We start from the raw sequence: 26,192 nt of genomic DNA, 5'->3' as shown, positions 1-26,192 counted from the left end.
CTCAGATTGGAAAGATTGAGCCTAAAACCGGCCCCAAAGGCAGCGTCAGCAACAGCAGGGCATAGATCGAGAGCGCGGTAATAAACGCGGCGAAGTTCAGCAGTTTTTGTTTTAGAGGGGCTTTCTGCATCAGGCTTTCCTCGCGCAGAGGAAACGCTCTCTTATCCAGGTTGAAGGCAGCGTATAAGCCCAGGATGGAAATGGCGGCCAATATCGACACCGATAGCCATTGCTGAAACAGGCTGACAATGACCGCAGTGGTGATGCAGACTTCGAACAGCATGAGGCCGGCGGAGTGGAAAAAGCGATATCTGGCGAAGCCCTTGTGGCAGTGGTTGCAATAGAGTGGCGCGCCGATCACGCCGGAGTGTTTATCCCATATTTCCAGGCTGTTTTCTCCGCAGCCAGGGCAGTCGGCATACTTAAGCATCTGGTTTGACTTCTTAATTGCGAAATTACTGATGCGTCGCATCATTCAGGATTTGCCCTGAGAATGCAAAAATTCAAGTGCGCGCTTCCCATGGCGCGGCTCTTGTCTTGAAGCTCGGTTCTTTACGCAGCTAGAATCCTTCCCCTGAATACACTCACCAAAGGTCTATGAATATGCAGCAGTCCTCGTCCGCCGAGACTAACGACGGCCGTCGCACCCATGAAACACAAGTCAAAAAAGAGGGGAGCGGCATCAAGGAATCCAGCTTCTGGATCAGTCAGATATTCATGATCTTGGCGACAGTGCTTGGCGTCTATCTGGCGGCGCAGGAGGGGTTGAATCAGGCGATTATTTTTGACGATCTGACTTCCCGGCAAAACAATTATTACTTGCGCAACTCTTTGGCCAGCGAGCTGCAAAGCAACCTTATCCAGGCCAGGGAGTATGCGGAATTTGTGAAATCCCCTCCCAGCCGCAGCGCGATCAAGATGTTTCCACTGCAACTTGATCTGTTCGTTTGGGAAAGCATGCGCTACTCCCCCTCGGCGCTGGAAACGCCCAGTCAGTTTATCCTCGAAATTCAACGCTACTATCGGGAAATAGAAGACATTCGCGGCAAAATCGAGAGCAGCGCCTATGCGCCTCATTACGGCGCAGAGGAGATGAAAAAGCGTACGGAGCGGATGGAGAAGGAGGTGCTGCCCAAGTTGCTCGCTAATATAGATACGTTGAGACGATATTTAAAAGAACATGATGTGCCGGTGGATTAATCCATTGCAGCATCGTTGCCGCTATTTATGTCGGGTCTCCGACATCACCCAAAGGGAAATGCCGTTGCTGACGCTTCTGCAAAAAGCCAGCACCGGCTTTTCGCAATGCTCCATGACATCGATAAAAGAACTGATTTGAGTTTGTTCGTCCGCATTTTTATGCGAAGGAACGCTGTGGTAAGACAGGCCGAGGGCGTCAGCCCCGCGGCGTAGAGATTCGGACTCCGCCTCCTGGTCGGGTTCGTTATTGACGATGGAGCGTACGCCCAGCTGGGCGGCGGCCTCCAGCTCGTTGCTTGACAGGCTGGAGGTGACGTAAAAATCAATTGCTAGTCTGGTAATCGACACTGTTTATCGCCTTCTAATTGTAATAGACGCCAATCCCTGATGTAGGACTCTTTGCGGAGCTCTGCGAAACGCGGCTGGTTTGGCCAGCGCTTTCGCAGGCTCCTTAGTTGTTGTTCTTCTTCACCTTAATTCTCTGCGCCTTGACGGACTGCACGCCGGTCAGGTCACCGACAATTTCCACAAACGCGCCCACCTTGAGTCCGTTTTGCGAACCCGAGGCGTCACTGATGTCCACGGCGACTCCGAGAATGCTCAGCACTTCCCCGGAGATGGCCGTTACAGGTCCTTCCACTGTTACAGAGTCGTCCGCGCGCAGACGTTCGATGCGGGAAGCGGTTAAGGGCGCAGTTCCACTGGCCGCCCTGACGGACAGCCGGTCGCCGCTGCGAATGTCATCCAGCCCGAAATAAGGCTGGTGCGCTTCGCTGCGGTCATCGAAGGCGGTCAGTTCATTGATGCTGAACGCGACGCCAAGGACGACGACTTGTTTGGCGGTTTCGCTGACTGAATCCACTGAGGCTTCGATATGCATGTCATTGGCTTTCTTGAACGTAATCGTCTGCGCCTGCAAAACGCCGCCTGCGTCGATCGTGCCTTCCGCTTCGATGCGGACGCCATCCGCCAAATCCTGTTTCTGGCCTCTTCTGAATTTGGCGCTGGCGGCGTTGACAGGTTGGCCGCTCAGATAGAAGCTTTGTTGCGACGCAAAGTCAGTGATGACGCCTTCATACTCCAGTCTGACGCCGCTGGCGGACATATCGCCGCGGGTTTTCAGTTTGACCTTCGCGGCGATGACGCCGGTATCTTCAAAGAAGCGCCCATTGACTCTTACATATTGGCCAACTTCCGGTTGTCCGCTGGAGAAGCCCTGCAGATCCGCCATGCTGTAATCCACGCTCAGATCGCCAATGACAAACGTACGGTTCGGCGTATCTACGCTACGAATAATGGCGCTCACCGCTACCTGATCGCCATCGCTATATGTGTCCGCCATTTTCTCAATGCGCGTGGCCAGGACGCCTGTTGCGTTGGTGAGTCCGCTGATCGCCACCACCTGGCCGATCGCGAGACTGCTGAAGTTGAGGTTTTCGAACACGGCGCTGTCGGGAATCAGCGCGGTTTGTCCCAGCACTGTGATTTCGGCGTTATAGCCATCGACGAAGTTCACCTCGGACACGGGGCCAAATAAGGTCTGTTCAAAACTGACGCGATGGGCGTCGCCAGTTGTTTCGCCTGCATCCAAAGCGCCCTCGATAAGCACCACCATGCCTACTTTTAGTGCGCTTTCTGAATAGCCGCTGACGCTGTCGATAACGATGTCCGCTGTGTTGGTCTCGTACTCCACGCCGTTGACGAATACGCTGCCGAAGCCGCTGATTTCGCCGCGCGCAGCCACTGGCGCGCCGGTGCCTTCGATACCGCCGTCAGAAGATGCGCCGCCGGAGCAGGCTGAGAGCAGACTGGTCGTCAACGCCAGCGCCGTCAGGGCGTATAGAAATCTGCTCATGGCTGCTCCCCGCGGGTTAAGGACTGCTCGAAATAGTATACGCCTATTCCTGCGCGAAATTTCCCGCTGCCCTGGAGCTTGGCGTTGACGCCTCTGTCGTACCCGGATAACCACCGGTTTATACGTTGCAAAATTTCTTCCACCTCTTCTTTACTGCGTCCGCGTATCGCTTCCAGACACTCCATGGGGATGTCGTTGTACGCCACGGTGCGTTGCACGCGCGCTTCAGTGCGATCCGCCTCCAGGTTGTGATCTATGGTGCGAAGCAGGTCCGCGACCGCCGTACTCATAATCCTTAATTTCTCTTTTAGATCGGTTTGCGGCACGTAGCCTTCCACTTTCAGAGCAACCCGTTTGCCCGCCGCCTCTCCGTGATCGCTGACCTCCACCGAATCCAATCTGATCAGCTCGTCCAGGACCGCGCGCACCGGCACGTCGCCGCCGTATAACCGCACCAGCTCAGTAAAGCTGTTATCGCCTTCGTCCAAGGGGAGGGTAAGCGGGGCGCCATGCTCATCCTGAAAACGAATATCTCTGATCCAGCCGTTGACGACCCTGGAGCTTCTGTTGGCGCTTTGCGTCTCACCGGTCTCAATGGGGTTGGGCAGCTTCTCCAGTCTGGCGATTTCCTTGCGGTTTATACCGGTCAATACGGACACCCTGGAGAGGCTCTGTTTGCGGTTGGGGAGGGGGAATTCTTCCGTGGCGGCGTCTATATAGGCGCGCTTCGCGATCTCCGCGAACTCGTTATACGACATGCCGCGCCGCAACAGCAGCGCAGCCAAAGGTCGCAGTAATTTGTATATGGCGGCGTACAGCGCCTGACTTAATGCCTGGTTCATGATTTGGGATATTATCGCCAAACTGTTGGTTAAGATGTGATCTGATTGGCAAAATTATTCTTATGTTTGGGCTTATTATCCCAAAATAACACGGCCAACCCGTAGGGTCTGGTCGTAACCTCTGACGATGAGACCACCAATATGGCCGCTTCTTTCGGTGATCTGGCCGCCGGCGATACGCTGGATATTTTTGGAGAGGAAGATCTCGCGGACGGTTGTTTCAACGCGGAGACTATTTTTATCTACTAGTGAAGCACTGACAGGTCGTCGATAAGCGACGACCGGTTATCAAGATCGCCGGCGTGCAGTGAGATTCTGTTCGCCGGCGCTACGTTTACAGCAGCTCCCAATCCCCTCGCACCAGACGGAAACACTGCCCCTGCTCAGGTAAGTAGACATCCTCGCGCTGATACATCAGGTCGCCCAACCGCGCTTTTTCCTGTTCCAGAACATGGTACAGGCATATCAGGCTGCCGGGCTTGAAGGTCAGCCTATGATACGCCTCCCAACTACCGTGAAAGTCATGGCGATCTTTCTTGATCGAACGGCACTCGAGAAAAATCAGATCCGCTTCTCCAGCCAGTCGCAATGGCGCTTCCAACAGCACGCCTTCCCCATTGAAAAACAGGGCTCCATTGGGTCCGTTTAGCAGCATGGCGCGGTTGGGCGAAGCATGTTGCGTCATGGCGGTGGATAAGCTCCATGGACCAACGGCGAGCCCCTTATCTGACTGCTTCCAGCGCAGCAGGAAACAGAGCCGTTGTTCGGGCCAGATGGCGTAATTCAGCAGACTTTGCAGCAGGGGACGATGACCGTGGGGCGTAATCAGTAGCAAGGGCTTGGTGCGCCCCTTGGCGTGCATCCAATTTACCAGGGTAATAAGCCCTGCGGCGTGATCCGGGCCGCAATGACTCAGCTGAATGGCGTCAATCTCTTCAACAGTGGTCTCTCGCCGCCACAAGGCCTGGGGGACGCTGGGACCGCAGCCGATCAACATTTGAAAACGCTCTTCTGTGACGAGCAGGGATGAGTTTACCCGGGCGCGGTCGTAGGCTTCGCCGCTCCCCAACACTTCAATGTGCATAGCTTTCCTCATAAATCCTGGGGCCTGGATGAAATAGCTGGTATTCCATTCGCTCCAACTGACGCCATGACAGCGTCGATAATCTTAGCGTCGCCGACGCGTCAATGCGGCCGCCCATTGTAACCAAATACAACGGCGCCGGGGCAACTCCCGTTACGTCGCAGGCTGGGTCAGGCGTTGTAAGTTAATTTATTGAATTTAAAAAAGAGACCAAACGGCGGCGCAAAGCCGCCGTGGGTGGAAGATCAGGTTTGCGGCGCGGAGTCTCCCGGGGCGCCGGCGAACTTATTGATCAGAGGGTTGGCGTACATTTCCAGAATGTAGCGTTGCAGCAGGTTAGGGTAACCCCCGACCCGGTCGGAAAACTCCGAGGCTTTTTGCCCCATCTCATCCCGGTCCAGGTTGTCCCAGGCCTGTCTGGCTTGCCCCGCCAGCTCCTGCAGACGGTGCAGTGATTCTTCCTGCAAATGAGCGAAAGATTCGCTTAGCGTCTTCAATTGCTCAAACGCCAGTATGTTCGAGGGGAAGAGTTTGTAGTTGCGGGTGATCTGTCGGTCGATCGCGGCGGCCACTTCTTCCGCATCCTCGAAATCCTGTTGCAGCGGCTCGCCGAAGGCGATATGCACGCGGCCTTTGGGGCAGGAGATGCCGCGGATGATGCTGGCGATATCCTCGCCTTCGCCCTTCACATATTCGGATTGCTCCCGCGCCTGCAGTTCTTTCGCCTTGAGCAGATCGCAGGGATCGTACTCATAGGATATCGACACCGGCACGATGTTCATGCGCTTAATGGTTTCGCTAAAGGCCATGCCTTGCTTGCGGCCATAGATGTTGAGCATCTTGATGATGGCCGGATCGGTTTTATCCAGGCCATTCTTTGCCCTGCCTTCCCGTTGCGCAATCCAGATGGCGCGATTCTGGGAAAGAGTGTGATCGATGTAGGCGGACAGTTGAGTCAGCGCCTGCAACTTGGCTTTGTGCCCCTCCACCGAACGCTTCACGATAAAGCTTCGGTTCAGGCGCATGATGTCAGAGACCAGCGGGTTCGACAGCAGATTGTCGCCAATGGCGATTTCCACCAGTTCGCGGCCGGACTGATATAGCGCGAAATTGACCAGCGCCGGGTCCATGGCGATGTCGCGATGGTTGCTGATGAACAGAAAGGCGCGGTCCTTGGGAAGCTTGTCCAGGCCCTCATAAGTGAAGCCGGATGTGGTTTTCCTGACGGTGTTGATCATGAACCCCGCCACCATCTCCTGAACATCGTGTATCGTGTTGATTCTGCGCAGATTGTGCTGCAGATTGCGTCTTACCAGGAACGAGGTGAGACTGCGGCAGTATTTGGATAACCTGGGAAACTTATAATGTTCTATGGCCCGGACGAGTTGCTCGTCATGGCGCAGCCGCGAGATCACCTGAGGAACTTCATCATCCCGATAGGGACGAATATCATCAAATGTACTCATGAATTATATTTATGCTCATGCTTATTGGACGCGCCAGTGTCTCATTAATGTAACAGCCGGTCCATTACAAAATGTATGTGAAACGCTGTGATAACGAGCGCTAAGCGCTTGTTTCTTTAAAATATTCCGCCCACTTTTCATCCGCCTCGTCGCCGAACAGAATCCGGCAGGCCTCTCGCAAACCCTGGGCGCTTTTAATTTTATCACGCCGCACCACCAAAGATATTTTCGATCTTCGGCGTAGAAAGTCATCCAGTTTGGTCACCATTTCCCGGCGCGCCGCCTGTTCAATCTCGCACCGCAGGTACTCGGCATTCTCGATCAGCAACTCCGCCTGCCTGGGATCGGCGCGAATGGTCTCCAGCAGATCAAAGGCGTGTGCGGCGTAACGTCGCCATAGTCGTATCGACAATTTCTCTGAGGAGGACGGCGGCGTCAGGCTGTCCAGGTCCATGAGTCGAGCCTGATGCATGAATTCCTCTTTCACCCGATTGGGAGGCTCTCCATACCAGATTGTGTTGGGGTAGGGCGGATACAGGCCAAGCTCGGCCGCCGCCTGACAGATTTCATCGCCTACATTCAGGCAGTCAGTAAGCTTGCCGCCGAAGATACTGATGTGTCGGGTCTCGGCGTCGACCTCGATCACGTGCTTGCGCGACAACTGCAGCCAATCGGTTTTAGCTCCGTTGTCGCCCTGCACCGCCAGCGGGCGAACGCCGCATCGCTCCGCCACCACATCGCTTTCCGTCAACGGTTGCGGCAGACGCAGACGCGCATTGATATTGTCCAGTACGAACTTGCGGTCTTCCGGCGTCACCGTCGCAATGGGAGACTCCATGCGCGTGTCGGTTGTGCCGATGCAGGTTTTCGGTCCCATGGGGATCACGAAAAACAGGCGGCCGTCGTCGGCGAAAAAAGTCAGCACCCGCTTGTTTTGCGTTATGCGGTCGACAATCAGATGTATGCCTTTGGAGAAGGCGTGCCGATATTTCGTGGTTTGTCCGGTGAGCCGGTTGTGGTCGTCAACGAAAGGGCCGCAGGCGTTGATCAATAATCCCGCGCGGATTTGAAATTCCTCCCCGGAAATATTGTCTCGGGCATTGATAGTCCAAATCCGGTCCGCCCAGTGAGCGCTGACGGATTCCACGTAATTGGCCGCAATACAACCGTAATCCATGGCGCGGCGAATGAAGTTGAAGACGAAGCGGGCGTCGTTGTCATGTAGAAATGCGTCGGAATATTCGAAACCACCCGTGCTGCCCTCCGTATTGACGATAGGTTCTTCACGACTTATCCGCTCGGGAGTGAGGTAGTGGGGAAAGCGCGTAAAGCCGTTCCCCATAAACCAGTACAGCACCCCGCCCAGATAAAGAAACCAGGGGGGATAGCGAAACCCTTTTTTAATCGTGGTGAAGAAGCGGATTTCCTGCACAGTGGAGGGGTAGCTGCGCATCAGCTTGTTGCGCGACATGCATAACTTGCGCACCAGGCCGAACTCATAGGTTTCCATGTACTTGATGCCGCCCCAGGCCAGATTGGAGGACTCCTGGCTGGTGGAGCCGGCGAAGTCGCCCCGATCTATGAGCGCTACTTTCAGTCCCCGCGCGGACATGGCGGCGGCGGAGACCGCGCCATTAATACCGCCTCCGATCACCAGAGCGTCGAAACTGAGGCGGCGTACCTTGCTGAGGTTATTGTCTCTGAGCTGCATGAAAACCGGTTTCCTCCGGTTGGAAAGACAACGACGGCGGTCATTTCATTATCCAGTATTGCAGGCGGGAACGGATTTCGCGAATTCCGTCAGTCCCGCGCCAGTCTTGAAACCAGAAAGTCCACTGCGGCCTTGACTTTGGGAACCGCATACTTGGGACGTTGATAGAGCAGGTAGATGCCAAGCTGCGTGGCGCGACTGACATACAGAGGATAATCCAGTTCTAGTATTCGGAATCCGGCGGGAAGCGAATTCGACCGCCACACCCAATTCGGCATCATCGCCAGCCCTTTGCCTTCACCGGCCCACTGCCGCAGCAGACGGGGGGAACTGGTGATCAGGGCGGGGCGGATGTCCACCTGTCGCCAGCGACCATTGATATTGGCCTGCCAGTGGAGCACTTGATCGGAAGTGCGGAAGAAGATTGCCCGGTGCTCGCTTAAATCCTCTATCCGGAGCGGCGTTCCGTAACGTTGCAGATAAGCGTCGGATGCCGCCAGAGAAAAGTTATTGTCGTCAATATGCTTGGCCACCACCCGTTCGTCCGGAATCTGGCCGGCGCGAACGGCGATATCCACAGAGTCCCGCATGATATCGACAACCTTATCGGTCAGATCGATATCAATGATGATCTCGGGATAAAGCGCTTCAAACTCAGACAGAATCGGCAGGATACGACTCTCCCCATAAGACGAGCTGCAACTGATGCGCAATACGCCTGAGGGTCTGCTGCGGTAATTGACGATGAGCTCATCCGCATTATCCAGGCTGCGCAATATCTGGCTGCAATGCTGAAGATAGATCTCGCCGATTTCCGTCAACTTCACTACCCGGGTGGTGCGGTGCAGCAGACGTGCGCCAAGCTCTTCCTCCAGAGCCTGAATCTGACGGGTGACGCTGGATACCGGGATATCAAAGTGCCGGGCGGTATCACTGAAACTGGCGGCTTTTCCCACGTGTTCGAAAAAACGTAGGGCTTTGAGTTTGTCCATAAGAGTTATATTTTTGCTGAAATGACAAAGGTTATTTGAAATTTAGCATGTTTATGTTTCTTGGTGGCAAAAATACACTGGTTAAAGAATTTCATGATTGATGAATCGCCAGAAAATTAAGGAGCGCACCATGAGCTACAAAGCAGTCAAGTTAGTGACAAGACCCGAAACAGATATCACGCCGGCGTGTTTTGAGTTGGTGGAACTCGATATTCCAGCGCTGGAACCAGGGCAGATCCTGATCAAACAGACGCATATGTCGCTGGACCCGGCGATGCGCGGATGGATGAGCGCGGCGACTGACAGCTATATTCCGCCAGTGGGCCTGGGCGAAGTCATGCGCTCCAGCGGCGTTGGAGAAGTCGTGGAGTCCAGGAATGATAGATTTCCTGTGGGCGCCAAAGTGGCGGGGATGTTCGGATGGCGGGAATATTTAGTCAGCAGTGGCGAAGGCGTATCCATCATGCCGCAAGAACTGCCTGCGGCGGCGATATTGTCCGTGCTGGCGTTGCCCGGCGTGACCGCATACCACGGTTTGATGGAGGTTGCGAAGCCCAAGGCAGGTGAAACGCTATTGGTTTCAGGTGCGGCGGGTTCAGTAGGCTCACTGGTGGGGCAAATCGCCAAGGCGGAGGGGCTGCGGGTGATTGGCGTCGCCGGCTCGGAAGAAAAATGCCGCTGGCTGGTAGAGGAGCTGGGCTTTGACGCCGCCATCAATTACAAGTCGGAGGACTTGGCGCAGGCGGTGAAAGCGGCGGCGCCAAACGGGATCGACATTTATTTTGAGAATACCGGCGGCCCTGTTCAGCATGTCGCCATGGCCAATATGAGCGCGTTTGGGCGCATCGTGGTGTGTGGCGTCATCGCTGATTACAACGCCGCCACGCCTGCGCCGGGACCAAGCTGGACGCAGATCGTGAAGAAGCGCCTAAGCATTCAGGGCTTCACTATGCCGGATCACATGCATCGTTTCGGCGACTTGTCGCAAAAAGTCGGCGCCTATCTGTTAGAGGGTAAAATCAAATACCGTACTCACGAATTGAAAGGGTTGGAAAGCGCTATAGAGGGCATCAATCTGCTGTTTACCGGCGCTAATGAAGGCAAACTGCTGGTGCGCCTGTAATTCATTAGGATTTCCTCCCTCCGCGCGAAGCGCCTGACGTGCGTGCGGAGGGCGTGTAAATTTTATGTAAATACTTGCCGTCGTATTTTTACAAACTCATGTCTAATGTCTTCGGGACCGCGGCCGTATTCTGACTCCAACGCAAAAACACTGCCTCGAAGGAGTCTGAAGATGAACCACTCACACTGCCCTGCTCAAACCCTATCAAAACTTTCTACCCGCGTTCGTAATGATTCGCTCTTCCGTAAAACATATTTGGCTGTGGCGATGTTGGCCGGATGCGGTTTTTCCGGCATGGCATGGAGCGCTGAAGCACAGGGAGAGAATGCTCAACCTGTTACCCAGGCAGTAACGCAACCTGCCGTCGCGCCACGCATTCAGGTGGCTATTTTGCTGGATACGAGCAGCAGCATGGACGGTTTGATCAATCAGACACGCAATCAGCTGTGGAAGATGGTGGACGAATTCTCCAAGGCCAAGAAAAATGGCGTCACGCCAATATTGGAAGTGGCGGTGTATGAATACGGCAACAATGGGCTTTCTTCGCAAAACGGCTATATTCGCCAAGTCACCGGACTTACCAGAGAACTGGACCGCGTGTCGGAGGCATTGTTTTCTCTCACTACCAATGGCGGCGACGAGTTCTGTGGTTATGTGATCAACGCCTCTGTGAAAGAGTTGCAATGGAGCCAATCGCCGAACGATATCCGCGCTATTTTCATCGCCGGCAATGAGCCCTTTACGCAAGGTCCGGTGTCGTTCCGCGAAGCGATTGCTCTGGCGAAGCAGAAAGACATTACCGTCAATACTATCTTCGCCGGAGCCTATAATGACGGCGGCGAAAGCGGTTGGAGACAAGGCGCGCAATTGGCGGGAGGCAATTACATGAGCATCGATCAGGATCAGCAGATTGCGCAAATCGAGGCGCCTCAGGATAAAGAAATCGCCGCCTTGAACGCCAGACTCAACGAGACCTATGTGCCATACGGCGCAGGCGGTGCGGCGGCGTCCAAGCGTCAATATGAGCAGGATGCGAACAGCCAGAATGTTTCACTTGGCTTGCTGGCGCAAAGAGCCAAGTCCAAGGCTTCCGTCGCCTACGATAACTCAAGTTGGGATTTGGTTGACGCATACGAGGCCGGCGAAGTGGCGCTGGAGGAAGTGGACGCCAAAGCATTGCCGGAGCCCATGGTTGGGATGAGCCAAAAGGAAAAAGAAGAATATATAGAAACGAAAAAAACAGAGCGCAAAGAGCTGCAGGATAAAATAAAAGCCTTAAGCGATGAGAGAGAGGTTTATATTGCGGAGGAGAATCGCAAGGCGGCCAAGTCTGGCGCCAATACCGTGGATGAAGCGCTGATCTCAGCCATTCGTAAACAAGGCGAGCAAAAGGCCTTTGAATTCAAGTAGCCCATCTTCAGCATAATCCTGCATACAAAAAAGGCGGCCTAGACAAGGCCGCCTTTGCATTCAAGATGATAAGACTTACAGCTCGTAACGCAGACCCGTGTTGATCTGGAAGGCGCTGCTGTTGTCATAGCTGACGTTTTGCTGGTAATCGATAAACGCTGAAACGCCATTCTTCATAACCGCGACTGCGCCCAGGTTGAAGATGTAATACAGGCTGTCTTCGCCATCTGGGCTCAGCTCAAACTTGGTGGCGTCGGAGTCGCCGATAAAATGGAACTTGACTGGACCGAAGTTGGTGCTGGACTCGCTCACTGCAGATGCCTGGAAGCTAGGCTGTAACACGCCCCAGTTATAGCTGACGGGATACGTGGCTTCAAAGCCGGCGCTGGTGGTCATCTGGTCGAGGTTCTGCTCGCCGACGTGCACAGACCAGCCTTCGCCGCCTGTTTCATCGAAGCTGTCGATTTCCGTGTTGGAGTAGTTCAAACGCAGGAATGGCTGTACGGACAGGGCGCCGCTGTTGAACATTACGCTTGCTTGCAGCGCGACGTTCAATTGCTTGCTGTCAGTTTCGCCTTTGGCTGTGGCTGAGAATTCACTGCCTGACTCGGTGTAGTTGATGCGACGCTTGGTGTTGTAGTCGCCAGCGCCGTAGCCTACCTGCATATCCAAACCGAAATTGCCGATGTAATAAGAACCGTAACCGGTCAGGTTGTAGGCGTCCGCATCTACGCCGCCGCCGCTTTCAGAGAAAGACAGGTCGTTCTGTCCCCATCCCAGCGCGGCGCCGACTAACAGGTTTTGGCTGACGCGGTAATCGGAGCCCAGAGTAAATCCGTCATTGTCATATTCATATGCAGATTCACGCTCTGTTTTATCATGTTCCACAGACTCGCGGTGCAAGCTCAAGAACACGCCGAAAGGCGAAGTCTGTACGTCGCCAGCGGCGCCCCCGGTCATGGCCTGCTGGCCCCAAGTGCGGCCGTTGACGGTCACTTGAATATTTTCGTTATCCTGACGCAAGGACGTCATGCGTTTGAAAATACGGTTGGTATGCGCTTGCGAGGTTTCGGAAGCGACGCGCAACAGGGACAGGGTTTCTTCAGGCGCCAGTTGGTTGATGATTGAGGCGACTTTCGTTGGGTCATCAGTAGCGAGTTCATAGAGGGTGGCGCAGCGCTGCGCCAGCTTTTCTGCTTCACCGGTAGCGTCTTCGGGAATTGAACCGCAAATTGCATCAAGTACTTTGGATACTTGGCGGTCGTTTTCATTGTCAGTGAGGGGAAGCAGTTCAGATGTCGGGGCTTTTGTCACAGTTATCGTGACAGTACCTTGAACTTCTATTGGCTCTTCGCAACGAGCTTGAGGGGGCTTGACTTCGGACGGAGGTAAGACAAACTCTCCACCATAATCTCCACCATAATCTCCACCATAATCTCCACCATAATCATCGTCTGGAGTACATTCCACAATATCAATAATTTTGTATGTGAAGGTGTCTTGGCCAACAAAATCTTCATCAGGTATATAACGGAGCCATGGCCCGTCTGTAGTAGTAACCGTACCGTGTCCGGGCTGTACGAAGCTTACAAGCCTGATGCTGTCGCCATCGGGGTCAGAGTCATTCGCCAATACGTCGATATTGGTGAAACCGTTCATCTGAAGGGCGGCGGAGTCATTATTGGCCACTGGAGCGGCGGCGTTCGCCAAGGGCGCCATTGCAGCGCCCGCTAGAAAATACAGGGGCAATTTGTTCCGTTGCATGTTTAACCTTAGCTGAATAATGTAGTTAGAATTTTGGGTCGCACATTGTACGTAAAATGGGCGCAAAAATGAAACCGGGGGAACTACTATAAAACATGAGTAAGTTGGTATTTTGCTGGGAATTGGGTGGTGAATTAGGCCATTTGGCGACACTTTCCGGCTTGGCGCGTGAGTTCGTCAAGCAGGGTCATGAGGTGACGCTGATACTGAAAGACCTTGTAAGAGTTCCGCTCTTTTTTGCTGACATTCCGGTCATAATGCTACAGGCGCCGGTCTGGCATGCAAAAGGAAAAAGCTCGCGGCCAAGCAGTTGCATCTCCGATATTCTGTTGAAAAGGGGATATGACTCTGTGGAGGGACTAGCCACTTTGGTCAGCGCCTGGCAGACGTTATTTCGATATATACAACCGGATGCGCTATTTTTTGATTTCGCTCCAACCGCCATGCTGGCGGCGCGTTCTTTGTCCACTCCCAAATTTGCAGTTGGAGCAGGTTTCAGCGAACTTTCCCCTGGTCAGCCCAATCCCAACATCCGGCCTGAGTCAGCGGACTACAGTCAGGTATACGAGGCTGAGTCAAAGGTGGTGGCGAACATGAACCCTTTGGCGCAAGCGATGGGGATGGAGCCTTTGTCTTTCTTATCAGACTTATTTCAGGTTGACGCCGCTTTTATCGTCAGTTATCCAGAGCTTGATTTTCAGGCTGCACACCGACAGCACGCCCAGTATTGCGGCCCGGTTGCAGGAGACTTTCCGGGAGAGACTGCGGAATGGCCGCAGGAGACAGGTAAAAAGGTTATCGCCTATCTAAAGCCTTTCTACCAGCATTTGGAAAGAGTGTTGGAAGGAATCAAGCGAGTTGGTGAAACGGCCTTGATTGTCTGTCCTGGGATCTCGGCGGATGTCATGGCGCGATACCAGAGCGAGACGTTAAGAATTTATCCTTATCCTGTCGCGCTGAACCAGGCGCTGAATGAGGCCGACTTATCGATATGCCATGGCGGCATGGGGATGTTGTCGAAGAGTGTAAAAGCGGGCGTTCCCGTGGCTTGTCTGCCGACTCAGCAAGAGCAATTTCTCAATAGCCGGAGCGCCAGCGAGAGTGGCCTTGGGGTGCTGCTTGACGGAGGAGATGCGGCGACTTTCGCAGATGGGTTGCGGAGTTTGCTGACGTCAGAGGCGATACCGGCCCAGGTTCGCAACTGCGCAAATAGATATTCCGGAAGGCTGCGAGGCGCTGAGGTGGTTCGCCAGCAGGTCGAGGCTGTCTTGGCGGAAAGGGGGCGAAAGTCATGAAAACTGTCGTTATCCAGTCATTCCGCACCCATGATGTCCCGCCCTGGGTGGAAAAGTGCCAGCGCAGTGTAATCCATTGGGCGCAGCTGCAGGGCCATGAATATCTTTTCTACGATGATCGTTTCTTTGACTGTCTGCCTGATTGGTATCGTGCGCGTACGGGCGGTCAGATTCATTTGATGGCTGATCTGGCGCGGTTGGAGCGTGCGGCGGAATTATTGGCGGGGGATTATGAGCGCGTAATCTGGGTGGATATTGACGTATACATCGGCGCGCCTGAATGTTTGACGGTTGTGGATTCGGACAGCTTCGCATTTTGTCGGGAGGTATGGATCAGCGAGAGTGACGGAGCCATTCACCGATACCATAGAGTGAACAATGCGATCGCCGTTTTTTGTCGTGATAACCCGTTTCTGGACTTCTATCGCTACTCCTGCAAACAGATGGTGCGTAACGACCAGGCATTGCGTCACGTGACTATCGGCACTTCCTGGTTGACCCATCTGCATGAGCGGGTGCGCTTTCCCTTGCTGAATCATGTTGCGTTGCTAAGCCCGTGGGTGTTACAGGACCTGAGTCGCGGGGAGGGTAAATTTCTGGATTTATATCGTCAGGAGTTCGCTGCGCCGGTTTATGCGGCGAATTTATGTCTGACCTTCAGGAATAAGAATTTGACGGGAAGAACCGTGACGGATGGGGATTTTGAGCGCGCTATATTGCACTTCGCGCGTTTAGGGGAGGAATAGCGTCCTGAGACGCTATTCCTCAATGAGCTGATGGTTTAACCGCCATTCGGGTTGAACGGCTGGCCATTAACGATCAACGCCCCTTTGGCGAAGCCTACTTTGGCGTTGTACTGAGCAGACGCTTCGTCGTAGTTCAGGAACCCCATTTGCACATACATTTGCGCCATGTTGGAGAACTGCATAAGCAGCATTTCTTTCATTTGCGCTTTGTCTTCGTCGGTTAATTCCATTTTGCTGCTTTGCGTAGCGACCATGATGTCGGCGTAGCTGTTGACTAACGCTTCATCCAGCTTCCCTTCTGCGTTTAACAGAACGTTCGCCATCAAAGCTTGTGGTTGCTCCTTCAGGATCTCGGCGGATAGCTGGTCAACGCCATCCATACGCAGGTCTGCGTTGGCGTTAAAGCTGTTTTCGCCCAGCTTAAGTTCCCATTTATCAATTTTGATATCCGCCTTTTTCGCCAGAGTGATCAAGTCCGCCACGATAGCGTCTTTCTGGTTTTCCAGTTCGGCCATGAACTTATCAGGATCAGTGGTCGTGGTGGCCTGGGCGTTGATTTGCTTGATAATGCCCACTAAACGGTTGGTGGCTTCCGTCTCAAAGTTATTGAAGGACAGGTCCAGGGCCATGGAGCCCGCATCCATTCCGTTATACAGGATGTCGTTCACATTGACGGACCCGGCGCTGCTCACCATGTTTTCTGCGACAGTGTCTTTGCCTGTTATCGTGATGGCGCTGATGCTGAAGTTCTGACCGTCTTCGCCGCCGACTTTGATGTCGCTGATAATCTGCTCAGAGGAACCCGCCCAGAGATGCTCCAGGATTTGGCTCGCTTCCATTTTCAAGGTGTAAGAGCCAACCTTTACGTCGCCGACTTTCTCACCATTGTGAGCCGTCACATTGAGGCCCTGCCAGTTGATATTCGCCACCACGTGGTCACGAGTAGAACTGACGCCGACTACGCCCTGCATGGGCGTGACGTTAATCTTTAGTGACTTTCCCTCTATTTCTTTGTCCAGATTGACAGGCTTGGAAGAAAAGGTAATCGTGTTGGAGCCATCGATTTTGAAGGCGGACTCGATAGTGAAGGGGCCTTCTTCGCCAAACTGCTGGATGTAGATGTCCGCCAGTTCTTTTTCAGAAGTGAAGACTTCCGCCAGACCACAATCCGCCTGGTTTTGAAGCGGCATAACTCGGGTGGTCGCAGTCAACAGACCGCCTTGCAGCAAGGTCATGTAATCGTGTTGGATCTCTGTCACTAAGTCCAGACACACAGGCTGGTCGCCGCCAGTACCCATCATGTTTTGGAATTCGGGGGAAAGTTGCAGGCGGTTAATCGCCTTGGAACTCAGAAAACCTTTTTCATATTTTTGAACGGTGAGTTCAACAGGCAGGCCGTTGAAGGCCAGATATGAAGATACGTCCTGTACGCCAGCGTCGAAATTCTGTTCGGCTTTATGTGCGATGACAAAGGGAGTCGCGGCCACTGCAACGGCGATGGGCGCCGCTAACCATATTTTTTTCATATCGAGTTTACTTATGTGAAGGTGTGTGACTGAGTCATTCGGCATAGACTCAAGCTTGCAAAGGGCGGAAATTCTAGCCTTTTTGGCGAAGATGTCTATATGGGGGACTATCTATATCTCCCAAACGGGCGTTATGCGGCGTCAGTCGAACCAGTTATGGGAGCCGCCGGAATTGTGGTATTTCGGGAAGTCGGAAAAGGAGCTGCGCAGAGTAGCGATGGAATCCACCCGGATAAAATCCTCTTCCTGAAAGAAAGACGTTTTTGTCACAGGCTCGTTCACGACTCTGACGACCCGATATGTGAACTCATTGAGTTTACTGACCACCTGCGCCGTCTTGGTCAGGGCTTTGCCGGTGAGCTTCAGAGCTTTTTCCAGTCTGGGGTCAAGACCGCTATCTCCGTCTTTTTCCTTTTCCTGTTTGGACTCGTCAACGTGTTTGGGCGCTTTTTCCTGCATCCTCAACGTCACTTTGAACGGGAAGCCCGTGACTTCCTCTGGGATTCTCAGTTCCGTATAACGCAGCCACTCTCTGGGAATGCCCAAGTGATCACAATGAATCGTTGTGTATAGCTCTGGCGAGATAGAGTCCGGTTGCGTGATATCCAGCTGTTGGCATGGATGTTCGTCATAAGTCGCCGGGCCGGGTTGGGCGACGACGAGGGTGTCTTTGTTTTTTTGCATGCCATTGAAATAGGTTCCGAACCCGAAGCGATCATAATCCATGATGCTCCAGCGCCCCTGGTTTTCCATGTACTCCAGATATTCTTTGATGGTGACCTGAGTGAAGTACTTCTCCGAACCATTGCGACGAAACATCAGTACGACATCTTCCAAAGGATAAATAGTGACGCCGGAATAATCGTTTTTGGAATGAACCACCACTCTTTGAATAGCGTCGTGATCGACGGTGTAGACGATATCATCCCGGGTAACGTACTTCAGGAAGTCATCTTCTTTGATGGCGTAGATATGTCCCGTGAATGCTGATTTTTCCGCATTGGCCGCAGGCGTGGATTCCTCAGCCTGAATTGTAAGGCTGGTTGCTGATAGCGCAGCGCTTAACAGCGAACCAAGGATAAACGACGAGGAACGGAAGTGTCTGAACATAACGCGGGATCATGGTTAAGAGTGAGAGGTAAACAGCCCCGGAGTTATACCCAATCCCTGGGGTCCACACAATAGTAGTTACGCAACTCGCGAAACAATTCAGGGTGCTTCTCCGCCATCTCCTTCGGCTTTTCATAGAAAGTTTCCGTGGCGACGGCGAAAAACTCGGCGGGATTGGTGGCGCCGTAATTGTCCATGACTGACTTTTTCCCTTTGAAGGCGCTGTCGCGCAATATATTGAACTCATCGGACAAGACGCGGGCCCAGCTACGGTAACTGGTGGGCGTCCGCAGCAACGGCGCGCCGTTGGTGGAGCCGGACTCGCCGTCCAGTTGGTGGGCGAACTCATGCAGCACGACATTGTGGCCGTCCGTAAAATCGCGGGCGCCGGCGATAACATCATCCCAGGACAAAATCACCTTGCCATTGTTCCAGGACTCTCCCAGCAGGCCATGAGAGGACACGGCGGCGGTCCCGTCGTCGTTGATGACCTCGCGCTCGGCCCGGAATGCTTCTGGATACACCAGGATAAAGCGCAGGTCGTTATATTCATTAGTGGACCTGTTCAGTAGAAGCAAACAGGCTTCTCCAGCGATGGTGACCCGCATCTCATCCGTGATTTCCAGGCCAGCGCAGCCGTAGAAGGTTTTCTGGTGCAGAAAGACGTTGATCAGTCCCTGAAGCTGATGCTTGAGATTGTCTGGAAGGCGTTTGTAGACGGGCAGGTTGGCTTCCAGAATGACTTCCCAGGTTTCCGGGAACGGAGCAGAGCGAATTTTCCTGAGGCGTTGGTTGGGATACCACATCACCATCACTACGGCGCTGGCTGCGAGGATCAAAAACACAATAAAAGGCGCCAACTCTTTCCAACTCATATCAACACTGCCTTGCGCTATCGGTTTACACTGAAACCTAGTGTACCCCGATAGCGCGCCTGAGCGTAAATGTGAGGGCTCTGCTAAACAATAGCTTGCGTGATTGTCATCCGTAGTCGGCGAATGAGGGGTAAGAAAACAGGCGAAAGAAACGGGAGCTACTATGCATGAGCGAGGACAATGATCGTCGATGTGAGGCGTTGCAAGGGTCTCTTCTCGGGCTGATGGTCGGCGACGCTATCGGCTTGCCATGCGAAGGAATTGGACCAAAGCGTTTGGCCCGGTTATTTCCGGGACCGCTGCAGCAACGTTTGGTTTTTGGGAGAGGTATGGTTTCCGACGATAGCGAGCATGCGGCCATGACCGCCGCTGCGATGGCGCATTATGGCTCCGATGCGGATCAATTCGCCAGGAGTCTGGCGTGGCGTCTGCGTTGGTGGCTGGCGCGACTTCCTGCCGGAGTCGGACTGGCTACCGGGCGTGCGCTTATAAAGTTGTGGCTGGGATTTCCCGCAGGGCGTAGCGGGGTTTGGTCTGCGGGCAATGGACCAGCCATGCGCGCGCCGATCATTGGCGTGGCCCTGGGGGGCGAGCCGGAGACCTTGTTGGCGTATTTACGGGCGTCCACTCAGTTGACCCATCGAGACCCGAAAGCGCTGGTAGGCGCCGTCGCCGCAGCCCGGGCGGCGTATCTGGCGGGGCAGGGGCGCGTCGAGGTTGCGACTTACAGGTCGGACCTGCAATGGTTTTTCGCGCAATTGGGTCAGTCAAAGGCGACAGTGGCGGCGGTCAGCGAATTCGATGCGTTGCTGGATAGTTTGGACTTTGCGTTACAGCAAGGTTTGACTCCCGCGCAGTTTGCGCAACAGCTTGGGCTGGAGCGGGGCGTGACGGGATATATGTATCACACCATGCCGATGGTGCTGTACGTCTGGCTCCTGCATCAACAGGACTATGCCGCTGGGATTGCGCAGATCGTGGCGTTGGGCGGCGATACCGATACCACCGCCGCGATTCTGGGCGGCATAGTGGGCGCAGGCGTGGAGGAGAAAGGCATACCCGCATCCTGGCTGCAGGGGATAAAGGATTGGCCTTTCAATCCCGTTTATTTCAGAGCGTTGGCGGGGCGTGTGGATCTCGCCATCCGTCAGGGAAAGACGGTGCGGACGCCGCTGTTGCCCGGCCCCCTGCTATTACTGCGTAATCTGGCGTTTCTGGTCATTGTCCTATGGCATGGTTTCAGGCGTCTGGCTCCGCCATATTGAAGTCTTTGTCGGCCAGAATGATTTACTCTTTTCCTTCATAGGCGGAAGGCGGCGCGCCGAAGCGATTTTTCCAGGCTTTGCGGAAAGCGTGCGCGGACTGAAACCCCACTGTTTCAGCCAGACGTTCGATGTTCATGTGCTGGCCATCTCTCAATAATTTTTGGGCGGCTTCAAGTCTCAGAATGAGTTGGTATTGCTTGATGCTGACGCCCGTAGCGAGACGGAAACGACGCGTCAGCTGCCGATAGCCCAAATTGACTTCCCGCTCCAGTTGTCCGGCAGTCCAGGGCAACTCCGGCGCGGCGGAAATGCGATCCTGCAAGCGATGAACCTTCTGATCCAAATGATTGCGATAGCGTCTGCGTTCGGAAATTTGCGCCTGCTCGCCGTCTCTACGTGCGTAGATCACCAGCTCCCGGGCGATATGCTGCGCCAGATCATCGTCAAAGGTCTCCGCCATCCAGGCGAGAATCATATCCGCTCCTGTGGTGACCCCCGCGGACGTGATAATGGGACCGTCGCGCACATACAGGCGGTTCTCCAAAACCGTCGCGCTGGGCTCGGCCAGCTTCAGGCTGTCCACATGGCCATGATGAGTGGTGCAGTGGCGATTGCGCAGCAGTCCCGCCCGGGCCAAATAGAACGCGCCGGTGCACACGGAGGCGATGGCGGCCTGAGGATAGCGCTGGGCGTAGTTCTGTAACCACATCAGGCCTTGTTGGCTTTCTTTGTCGCTGACCATGTCTTCTTTGTACTTGCTGCCATTGACGATCAGTAAGTCGAAAACGATGTCTTCAGCAGGCAACGAGGCCAGTCCGCTCAGCGTGACGCCCTGGTAACTGACGACCGACGGCGAGGGAGAGAAGAAGATCATCTCCACTTGCCCAGGTCGATGATCACTGAGCGTGCGCAGCGCCTGCGCCGGTCCGGACAAGTCGAGTAAATGAGTGTCGGGGAAGAGCAAAAAACCAATTTTAAGCGGCGTCATAGCGGCGATTACTCGCAGTCAGCGGAGGTGGCGATGAATGCTCAGGAATTCCCCGTCACCGCCTGTTGCAACATCTTTCAGTAAATACGACCGAAAAGTTACCAATGATGTCCCTGTCGGCGATGTTTAATCGTATTGCGTTATCTTAGTCTTAACCGCATGGATTGTGAACATCAATAAGCAATACGCGCTAATGGAGAGAGGTGAATCATGAGAGAAAAAATCAACGTCGCAGCGGTTCTATTCGAAGGTTTTGAACTTCTGGATTTTTACGGACCATTGGAAATGTTCGGTCTGGCTGATGAATTTTTCGTTGTTTATCAGGTGGCTGAGAAGATGGGGCCAGTACGCAGCTCCGCAGGTGTCTGCGGCTATGCGGAATATGCGTTGGCGGACGAGCGACGCTATGACCTGATTCTGGTTCCCGGCGGAGCGGGGACTCGACAACAGGCGAGCAATCCGGCATTGCTTGAATGGCTGCGGCGGCAGGCGCACAGCGCCAGGATTCTGGCCTCGGTGTGCACCGGCGCAGGCGTTCTGGCGGCGGCGGGTCTTTTAGACGGTTATCGCGCCACCACTAACAAACAGTCCTTCGCATGGCCGATGTCTCAGGGCCTGGAAACGGAATGGGTGAAACAGGCGCGCTGGGTGGAGGATCGTAATCGTTACACTTCTGCGGGGATTTCCGCAGGGATGGATATGGCGTTGCGACTGATCGAAGTGCTGGTTGACGCGGAAACGGCGGAACGGGTAGCGAATGAAGCGGAGTACGAATGGAATAGGAGTCCTTCCCATGATCCCTTTGCGGGCCGCTTTGGATTAGTTTGGTGATAAATTGTAATGTTTGTTGGTATGATCCAGCGTTCCGTTAGCTAAGTGATTGACGCAGAGGGACTCTCTGCGCCTGCAAGTCACCACCGCGTCATATCGGAATGAGACGATCAAGCACTGTCAGATACATTACATACAGAAGGATGTCGGTTTGAAACCTGTTGTTGGAACTCTGTTGGTAGGAAGCGTTTCTCTAGGGATGGTTGGGTGTTCAGGAGGCGGGGGATCAGGCGGCTCAGAGCCTGTCAAAGTGGACCCTCCCGCCAATAATATCGCCGCCGTCTATTTTCGCGATCAGGATGGCGCAGTCGGCGCCATCGGGGGCGGCGTCGAGATTCAATTACTCAAAGCGGCGGCGCAGGGAGAACGCGTGCGTCTGTACTGGATGGACTCCACCCAGGGAGCCCGATTGGGCGATGTGGTGGCGGAGTCGGATTCAGCCGCTCCCAGCCATCTCACTTTACCCAATGGAAGTCAGCCGCCTCAGGATGGCGCCCAACTCTTCGCTTATACCGCCACTGCGGCGGGAGAATCTAAAGACGGCGCGCCAGTCAGATTTTTGGATTATCAAAGCAACGCCGAGATTCAGGGACCTGGCGGTTCAGCCTTGGCGAGTTGGCGTTATGGCGTTGATCGATCTGCGCTGAAAGTCGCTAAGTCAGAGGACGGCCGCTGTACTTTCGATAATGGGCTGGTGCAAGTGATAGACATGGCGAATGAAGTGGATGCTGTGTATGAAGGCGGCTCCGGCGATCAACCGAATACCGTCGATGAGCGAAATTTCCCTTCCTATGACTTCGATTGCAGCGCCTCAATGGAAAACAATTTCCGCACGACATGGGCGGACGACGCAGAAACTGAGGTCTGGACCTATTCCTCTTTGAATGACGCCTTGTTCTATGGGACCCTGACCCATGACATGTTCGCCAAATACCTGGGCGAACCGCCTTTGGAAGGCAAACTGCGCCTGCGCGTTCACTATGGCGACTGGTGGCGAGCCAATGCCTACTGGGATGGCGCTTACGCCAATTTCAGCGACGCCGTGGGAGTGGCCTACGGACTGGCGACCCTGGATATTGTCGCTCATGAAATTGGCCATGGGGTCCTGTCGCGCATCAGCCGTCTCAAGGTATTCGGTGCGGCGATGAGCAGCGACGCCAGAACCGTGCATGAAGCATTTGGGGATATATCCGGCGCAATGGCGAAATACGAGTACACCGGCGAACTGGATTGGGTGCACGCTAAAGAATCGAATCACCGAATGCGTCAGCTTGATCGCATCGTGACCGAAACCGGGGCGATCGCCAGCTATTTTGATTATGACGAGGCAGGCGATAACGTTTATCTGCGTATCGGCATGATGACTTACCCCTTCTATCAACTGGCGAACAAGTGGAGTCCGGAGCGGGCGTATCGGCTTTATATCAAGGCCGCCAGAGATTGCTGGGACCCGCAAATGGACCTGCGCGGCGCTGCGCAGTGTCTGCGCACGGCGGCGATCGCCATGGGTGAATCTGAACAGGATGTGGTGATGGCGTTCCGGGCGGTCAAGATACAGTTACTGGAACAAGACACGCTAGCGCACTTTACGAATGAGAGTTACAAGTTGCGGGTCGAGTTCGCGGATGACAGTCGTAGCGATAGTACGGTTTCCTCCTGGCGTTGGGAGTTTGGCGATGGGCAGATGTCGACAGAGGCGTCGCCGCAGCATCTTTACGATCAGAAAGGAACTTATGAGGTGTTTCTGCAAGTGACGGACGTTGACGGCCGCACTGATCGTTTCAGTAAATCTTTATCCGTGACGGATGAGTATTGCGCGTTTTATCAGGCGGAGAAAGCGACTCGACGAATTGATCAAGTGACAGTCGCCGGAACTGTCATCGATACGCCAGATCCTTTGCGTACGGATTACACTGAGAACGCTATCGCTATCACTGATGCGAACGCTGTGACCATCACAGTGAAAGGCGATAAGTTAGCTGCGTCGCCTTCCAACACATGGAAGATCTGGCTGGATGCGGATAACGATGGACGCTTTGAAGAGAGTGCGAATGAGATGCTGCGCGAGGTGACGCAATCTGAGGCGGATGCTTATGAGCTGACGACCACGATTCAGTTGCCGGATGGATTAAGCGGCGGGCCGTTGTATATGCGCATCGCCGGGGATTACGCCATCCACTCTCCCTGCACTTTGAAAAAAGGCTCGGGCGTGGATATTCGCATCGCGCCGTAATTTCAGATCGCGCTCTGACGCGGAGATAAAGTAGAGATAAACAAGCCCGCGGTGACAATGATCGCCGCGGGCTTTTTAATGTCTGCAATGGACAGGGATGCAATGGTACAAAGCTGTACTGGTCTACAGCAGAGACTTCAGGATCATCATCACGCCAACTCCCGCCATGATGACGGCGAAGCCCTGCTGCAGGTGCGGTCCGGCGAACCGCGGCGCGAGGCGACGCCCTCCCAGCATGCCCGCCATGGCGCCGGCGACGAAGGGCAGGGCGATCATCCAGGGAAGTGTTTTGCCGCTGAGCATGAATAAACTGACAGTGCCTGCGCTGGTGAGGGCGACCGCCATCAGCGAGGTCGCCACCGCAGAATGGAAGGGAAGCGGCGACACCATGCGCAAGGCGGGGACGATAACGAATCCTCCGCCCACGCCCAATAAACCTGACAGAAAGCCGGTGAGCGCGCCGCTGCTGACGATCGCCATAGAGCAGGGGCGGGTCCAGCGCAGACGACCCGTATCAGGGTTGAGCTGGCAGATGGGACCTTTGAGTTCAGTGCCGTCGCTTTGCACGCTCGCCCAGCCCATTTTGGCTTCTTCGGGAGCGCGACGGGCTTGTCGCCACATGCGCAGAGCCACGCCCAGCAACACCACGGCGAACACCAACGCCAGCAGGTGTACGGGCGCGCGATGGGCGGCCCAAAGGCCGATGGGCGCCATCAGCATACCGGCCAGGGCCATCACCGTCGCGGCGCGATAGCGAACAGAGCCTTGCGGCCAAGCGTTCACCACGCCTAAAGTGGCGGCGGCGCTGACCGCCAGCAACGCCACTGGCGCCGCCTGCGGCAGCGTCCAGCCGAGACTCCACATCAACAGGGGCACAGCGATAATGGAGCCGCCGGCGCCAGTCAGCCCAAGCAGCACTCCCACGGCGATCCCCAGGAGCGCTGCTATCAGCATGTTTGCGGTGCGGCGGCGGTCAGTAAACGACGGACTTCCTGCTCCAGGCTGGCCAGGCCGCCCGCGCAGCCGATATCCAATGCTTCCTCTAAGGAAGCGCCATCCACGAAGAAGGCTTTCAACGCCAGCAGCGCGCCAACCCGGTTGCTGCTCATGCAGTGAACCAGAACCGGACAGTTTTCCGCTTCATTCAGTATGTCCGCCAGCGCCCGGGCGTTTGCTTCCGTTAAATCCTGCGGGCCCGCCACCGGAATGCTAAATAGCTGTAATCCCTGATTATCGACAGGGAACGCATTCAGCAGAGGCGTTTCGTGAGGCTGGCATAAACTGACGACTGTTTTTACCCCCGCCGCCCGTATGCGTGGGAAATCATCTGGCGCTGGCAGGCCGCAAGTGAAAAGCTCCGGTTGCGGCCGACGCAGATTGGGCAGCAGCAGAGAGACGTCATCTGTCATGGGGTTCTCCTTGAGTGGTTTGGGTTGAAGCAGCGTTGCTGCAATAGTGGCGGTGCAGGAGTTTAACTATGGCCATAGCCGGTCCCTCCGCCACGGAATAATAAACGGCTTGCGCCTGTTTGCGCGTATGCACCAGATGTTGATGGCGCAGCACCGCCAGATGTTGCGATAGCGCTGATTGCGACAGTTCTACGAATTGATTTAATTCGCTGACCTTACGCTCGCCCTCGGAAAGAGCGCACAGAATCATCAAGCGATGAGGATTGGAAAGAGCCTGCATCAGCGCCGCCGCCGCTTCCGCATTCAAGGCCGCCCCCATTAAGTCCGATGGAGAAAGGGGGGAGGAATGGGGAGCAGCGACTTTCTTTTTCATTTAGTTAAATCTAAATAAGTGTTTTCTAAATCAGTCTAAGCTAATATATTTAATCTATATCAATTGCGCAATGTCCGAATGACTTAACTTTGCT

Annotated in this window: 24 protein-coding genes; 8 read left to right on the top strand and 16 right to left on the bottom strand. The window is 54.6% G+C overall.

Annotation, left to right across the window (positions count from 1 at the left end; all coding sequences use genetic code 11):
- Position 1: 1 nt before the first annotated feature.
- On the bottom strand, positions 2-430 hold the full coding sequence (locus tag HCH_RS18740) for a hypothetical protein (RefSeq protein ID WP_148212621.1): 429 nt from the start codon (positions 428-430) through the stop codon (positions 2-4).
- A gap of 173 nt (positions 431-603) precedes the next feature.
- Here HCH_RS18740 and HCH_RS18735 point away from each other — a divergent pair, with 173 nt between their 5' ends.
- On the top strand, positions 604-1,200 hold the full coding sequence (locus HCH_RS18735; RefSeq protein WP_011397976.1) for a hypothetical protein: 597 nt from the start codon (positions 604-606) through the stop codon (positions 1,198-1,200).
- A 21-nt stretch (positions 1,201-1,221) separates the two neighbouring features.
- On the opposite strand, the gene HCH_RS18730 is transcribed toward HCH_RS18735, so the two are convergent.
- The 7 genes from HCH_RS18730 to HCH_RS18700 form a co-directional block, all read right to left on the bottom strand.
- Complete coding sequence (locus tag HCH_RS18730; RefSeq protein WP_011397974.1) at positions 1,222-1,548, bottom strand: beta-lactamase hydrolase domain-containing protein; 327 nt, start codon at positions 1,546-1,548, stop codon at positions 1,222-1,224.
- A gap of 103 nt (positions 1,549-1,651) precedes the next feature.
- Positions 1,652-3,055 (bottom strand): DUF5666 domain-containing protein, encoded by a 1,404-nt coding sequence (locus tag HCH_RS18725; protein WP_011397973.1) that lies wholly within the window; start codon positions 3,053-3,055, stop codon positions 1,652-1,654.
- Entirely contained in the window at positions 3,052-3,897 is an 846-nt protein-coding gene (locus HCH_RS18720; protein WP_011397972.1) for a DUF6502 family protein, read from the bottom strand. Before HCH_RS18720 ends, HCH_RS18725 begins: the two co-directional genes overlap by 4 nt.
- Before the next feature lie 334 nt (positions 3,898-4,231).
- Positions 4,232-4,981: an MBL fold metallo-hydrolase gene (locus HCH_RS18715; RefSeq protein ID WP_011397970.1), complete on the bottom strand. Its 750-nt coding sequence runs from the start codon at positions 4,979-4,981 to the stop codon at positions 4,232-4,234.
- Positions 4,982-5,226: 245 nt separating this feature from the next.
- Positions 5,227-6,447, bottom strand: a complete 1,221-nt coding sequence (locus HCH_RS18710) for a 1-acyl-sn-glycerol-3-phosphate acyltransferase (protein WP_011397968.1) — start codon at positions 6,445-6,447, stop codon at positions 5,227-5,229.
- Between the two features lie 100 nt (positions 6,448-6,547).
- Complete coding sequence (locus tag HCH_RS18705; protein ID WP_011397967.1) at positions 6,548-8,158, bottom strand: glycerol-3-phosphate dehydrogenase/oxidase; 1,611 nt, start codon at positions 8,156-8,158, stop codon at positions 6,548-6,550.
- Between the two features lie 89 nt (positions 8,159-8,247).
- Positions 8,248-9,150, bottom strand: coding sequence for a LysR family transcriptional regulator (locus HCH_RS18700; protein WP_011397966.1), 903 nt, complete (start codon positions 9,148-9,150; stop codon positions 8,248-8,250).
- A gap of 130 nt (positions 9,151-9,280) precedes the next feature.
- Between HCH_RS18700 and HCH_RS18695 the strand changes: the two genes are divergently transcribed.
- Entirely contained in the window at positions 9,281-10,273 is a 993-nt protein-coding gene (locus HCH_RS18695) for an NADP-dependent oxidoreductase (protein WP_011397965.1), read from the top strand.
- A gap of 171 nt (positions 10,274-10,444) precedes the next feature.
- On the top strand, positions 10,445-11,683 hold the full coding sequence (locus HCH_RS18690; protein ID WP_011397964.1) for a vWA domain-containing protein: 1,239 nt from the start codon (positions 10,445-10,447) through the stop codon (positions 11,681-11,683).
- 75 nt (positions 11,684-11,758) lie between these two features.
- On the opposite strand, the gene HCH_RS18685 is transcribed toward HCH_RS18690, so the two are convergent.
- Complete coding sequence (locus HCH_RS18685; RefSeq protein ID WP_011397963.1) at positions 11,759-13,447, bottom strand: autotransporter domain-containing protein; 1,689 nt, start codon at positions 13,445-13,447, stop codon at positions 11,759-11,761.
- 95 nt (positions 13,448-13,542) lie between these two features.
- On the opposite strand from HCH_RS18685, the gene HCH_RS18680 reads away from it, so the two are divergent.
- Together HCH_RS18680 and HCH_RS18675 are read left to right on the top strand one after the other, a co-directional pair.
- The gene (locus HCH_RS18680) at positions 13,543-14,742 is read left to right on the top strand and encodes a glycosyltransferase (RefSeq protein ID WP_011397962.1); all 1,200 of its coding nucleotides are present in this window, start codon (positions 13,543-13,545) and stop codon (positions 14,740-14,742) included.
- The gene (locus HCH_RS18675) at positions 14,739-15,488 is read left to right on the top strand and encodes a hypothetical protein (RefSeq protein WP_011397961.1); all 750 of its coding nucleotides are present in this window, start codon (positions 14,739-14,741) and stop codon (positions 15,486-15,488) included. The genes HCH_RS18680 and HCH_RS18675 overlap by 4 nt, the downstream gene beginning before the upstream one ends.
- A gap of 35 nt (positions 15,489-15,523) precedes the next feature.
- Here the strand turns inward: HCH_RS18675 and HCH_RS18670 are convergent, their stop codons facing one another.
- The 3 genes from HCH_RS18670 to HCH_RS18660 form a co-directional block, all read right to left on the bottom strand.
- Positions 15,524-17,014, bottom strand: a complete 1,491-nt coding sequence (locus HCH_RS18670) for a YdgA family protein (protein ID WP_041598789.1) — start codon at positions 17,012-17,014, stop codon at positions 15,524-15,526.
- 141 nt (positions 17,015-17,155) lie between these two features.
- Positions 17,156-18,124 (bottom strand): hypothetical protein, encoded by a 969-nt coding sequence (locus tag HCH_RS18665; protein ID WP_011397959.1) that lies wholly within the window; start codon positions 18,122-18,124, stop codon positions 17,156-17,158.
- Positions 18,125-18,168: 44 nt separating this feature from the next.
- Positions 18,169-18,999: a zinc-dependent peptidase gene (locus tag HCH_RS18660; protein ID WP_011397958.1), complete on the bottom strand. Its 831-nt coding sequence runs from the start codon at positions 18,997-18,999 to the stop codon at positions 18,169-18,171.
- Positions 19,000-19,166: 167 nt separating this feature from the next.
- Between HCH_RS18660 and HCH_RS18655 the strand changes: the two genes are divergently transcribed.
- A complete protein-coding gene (locus HCH_RS18655; RefSeq protein ID WP_011397957.1) occupies positions 19,167-20,264 on the top strand; it encodes an ADP-ribosylglycohydrolase family protein in 1,098 nt (365 codons plus the stop codon).
- Between the two features lie 22 nt (positions 20,265-20,286).
- Here the strand turns inward: HCH_RS18655 and HCH_RS18650 are convergent, their stop codons facing one another.
- The gene (locus tag HCH_RS18650) at positions 20,287-21,252 is read right to left on the bottom strand and encodes a GlxA family transcriptional regulator (RefSeq protein ID WP_011397956.1); all 966 of its coding nucleotides are present in this window, start codon (positions 21,250-21,252) and stop codon (positions 20,287-20,289) included.
- A gap of 210 nt (positions 21,253-21,462) precedes the next feature.
- Between HCH_RS18650 and HCH_RS18645 the strand changes: the two genes are divergently transcribed.
- Together HCH_RS18645 and HCH_RS18640 are read left to right on the top strand one after the other, a co-directional pair.
- Positions 21,463-22,083 carry a DJ-1/PfpI family protein gene (locus HCH_RS18645; RefSeq protein ID WP_011397955.1) on the top strand — a complete coding sequence of 207 codons (621 nt, stop codon included), beginning with the start codon at positions 21,463-21,465 and terminating at the stop codon, positions 22,081-22,083.
- Positions 22,084-22,234: 151 nt separating this feature from the next.
- Complete coding sequence (locus HCH_RS18640; RefSeq protein ID WP_148212619.1) at positions 22,235-24,316, top strand: PKD domain-containing protein; 2,082 nt, start codon at positions 22,235-22,237, stop codon at positions 24,314-24,316.
- A gap of 123 nt (positions 24,317-24,439) precedes the next feature.
- Here the strand turns inward: HCH_RS18640 and HCH_RS18635 are convergent, their stop codons facing one another.
- The 3 genes from HCH_RS18635 to HCH_RS18625 are packed head-to-tail and all read right to left on the bottom strand — an operon-like array spanning position 24,440 to position 26,098.
- Entirely contained in the window at positions 24,440-25,270 is an 831-nt protein-coding gene (locus tag HCH_RS18635; protein WP_011397953.1) for a sulfite exporter TauE/SafE family protein, read from the bottom strand.
- Entirely contained in the window at positions 25,264-25,725 is a 462-nt protein-coding gene (locus HCH_RS32525) for a hypothetical protein (RefSeq protein ID WP_011397952.1), read from the bottom strand. The genes HCH_RS18635 and HCH_RS32525 overlap by 7 nt, the downstream gene beginning before the upstream one ends.
- Positions 25,715-26,098 carry an ArsR/SmtB family transcription factor gene (locus tag HCH_RS18625; protein ID WP_011397951.1) on the bottom strand — a complete coding sequence of 128 codons (384 nt, stop codon included), beginning with the start codon at positions 26,096-26,098 and terminating at the stop codon, positions 25,715-25,717. Before HCH_RS18625 ends, HCH_RS32525 begins: the two co-directional genes overlap by 11 nt.
- Positions 26,099-26,192: the final 94 nt, after the last annotated feature.

This window comes from Hahella chejuensis KCTC 2396, assembly GCF_000012985.1.
GTDB classification, from domain to species: Bacteria; Pseudomonadota; Gammaproteobacteria; order Pseudomonadales; family Oleiphilaceae; genus Hahella; species Hahella chejuensis.
Note: the sequence above shows the minus strand (reverse complement) of the source record. Positions and strands in the feature narration are given on the sequence as shown.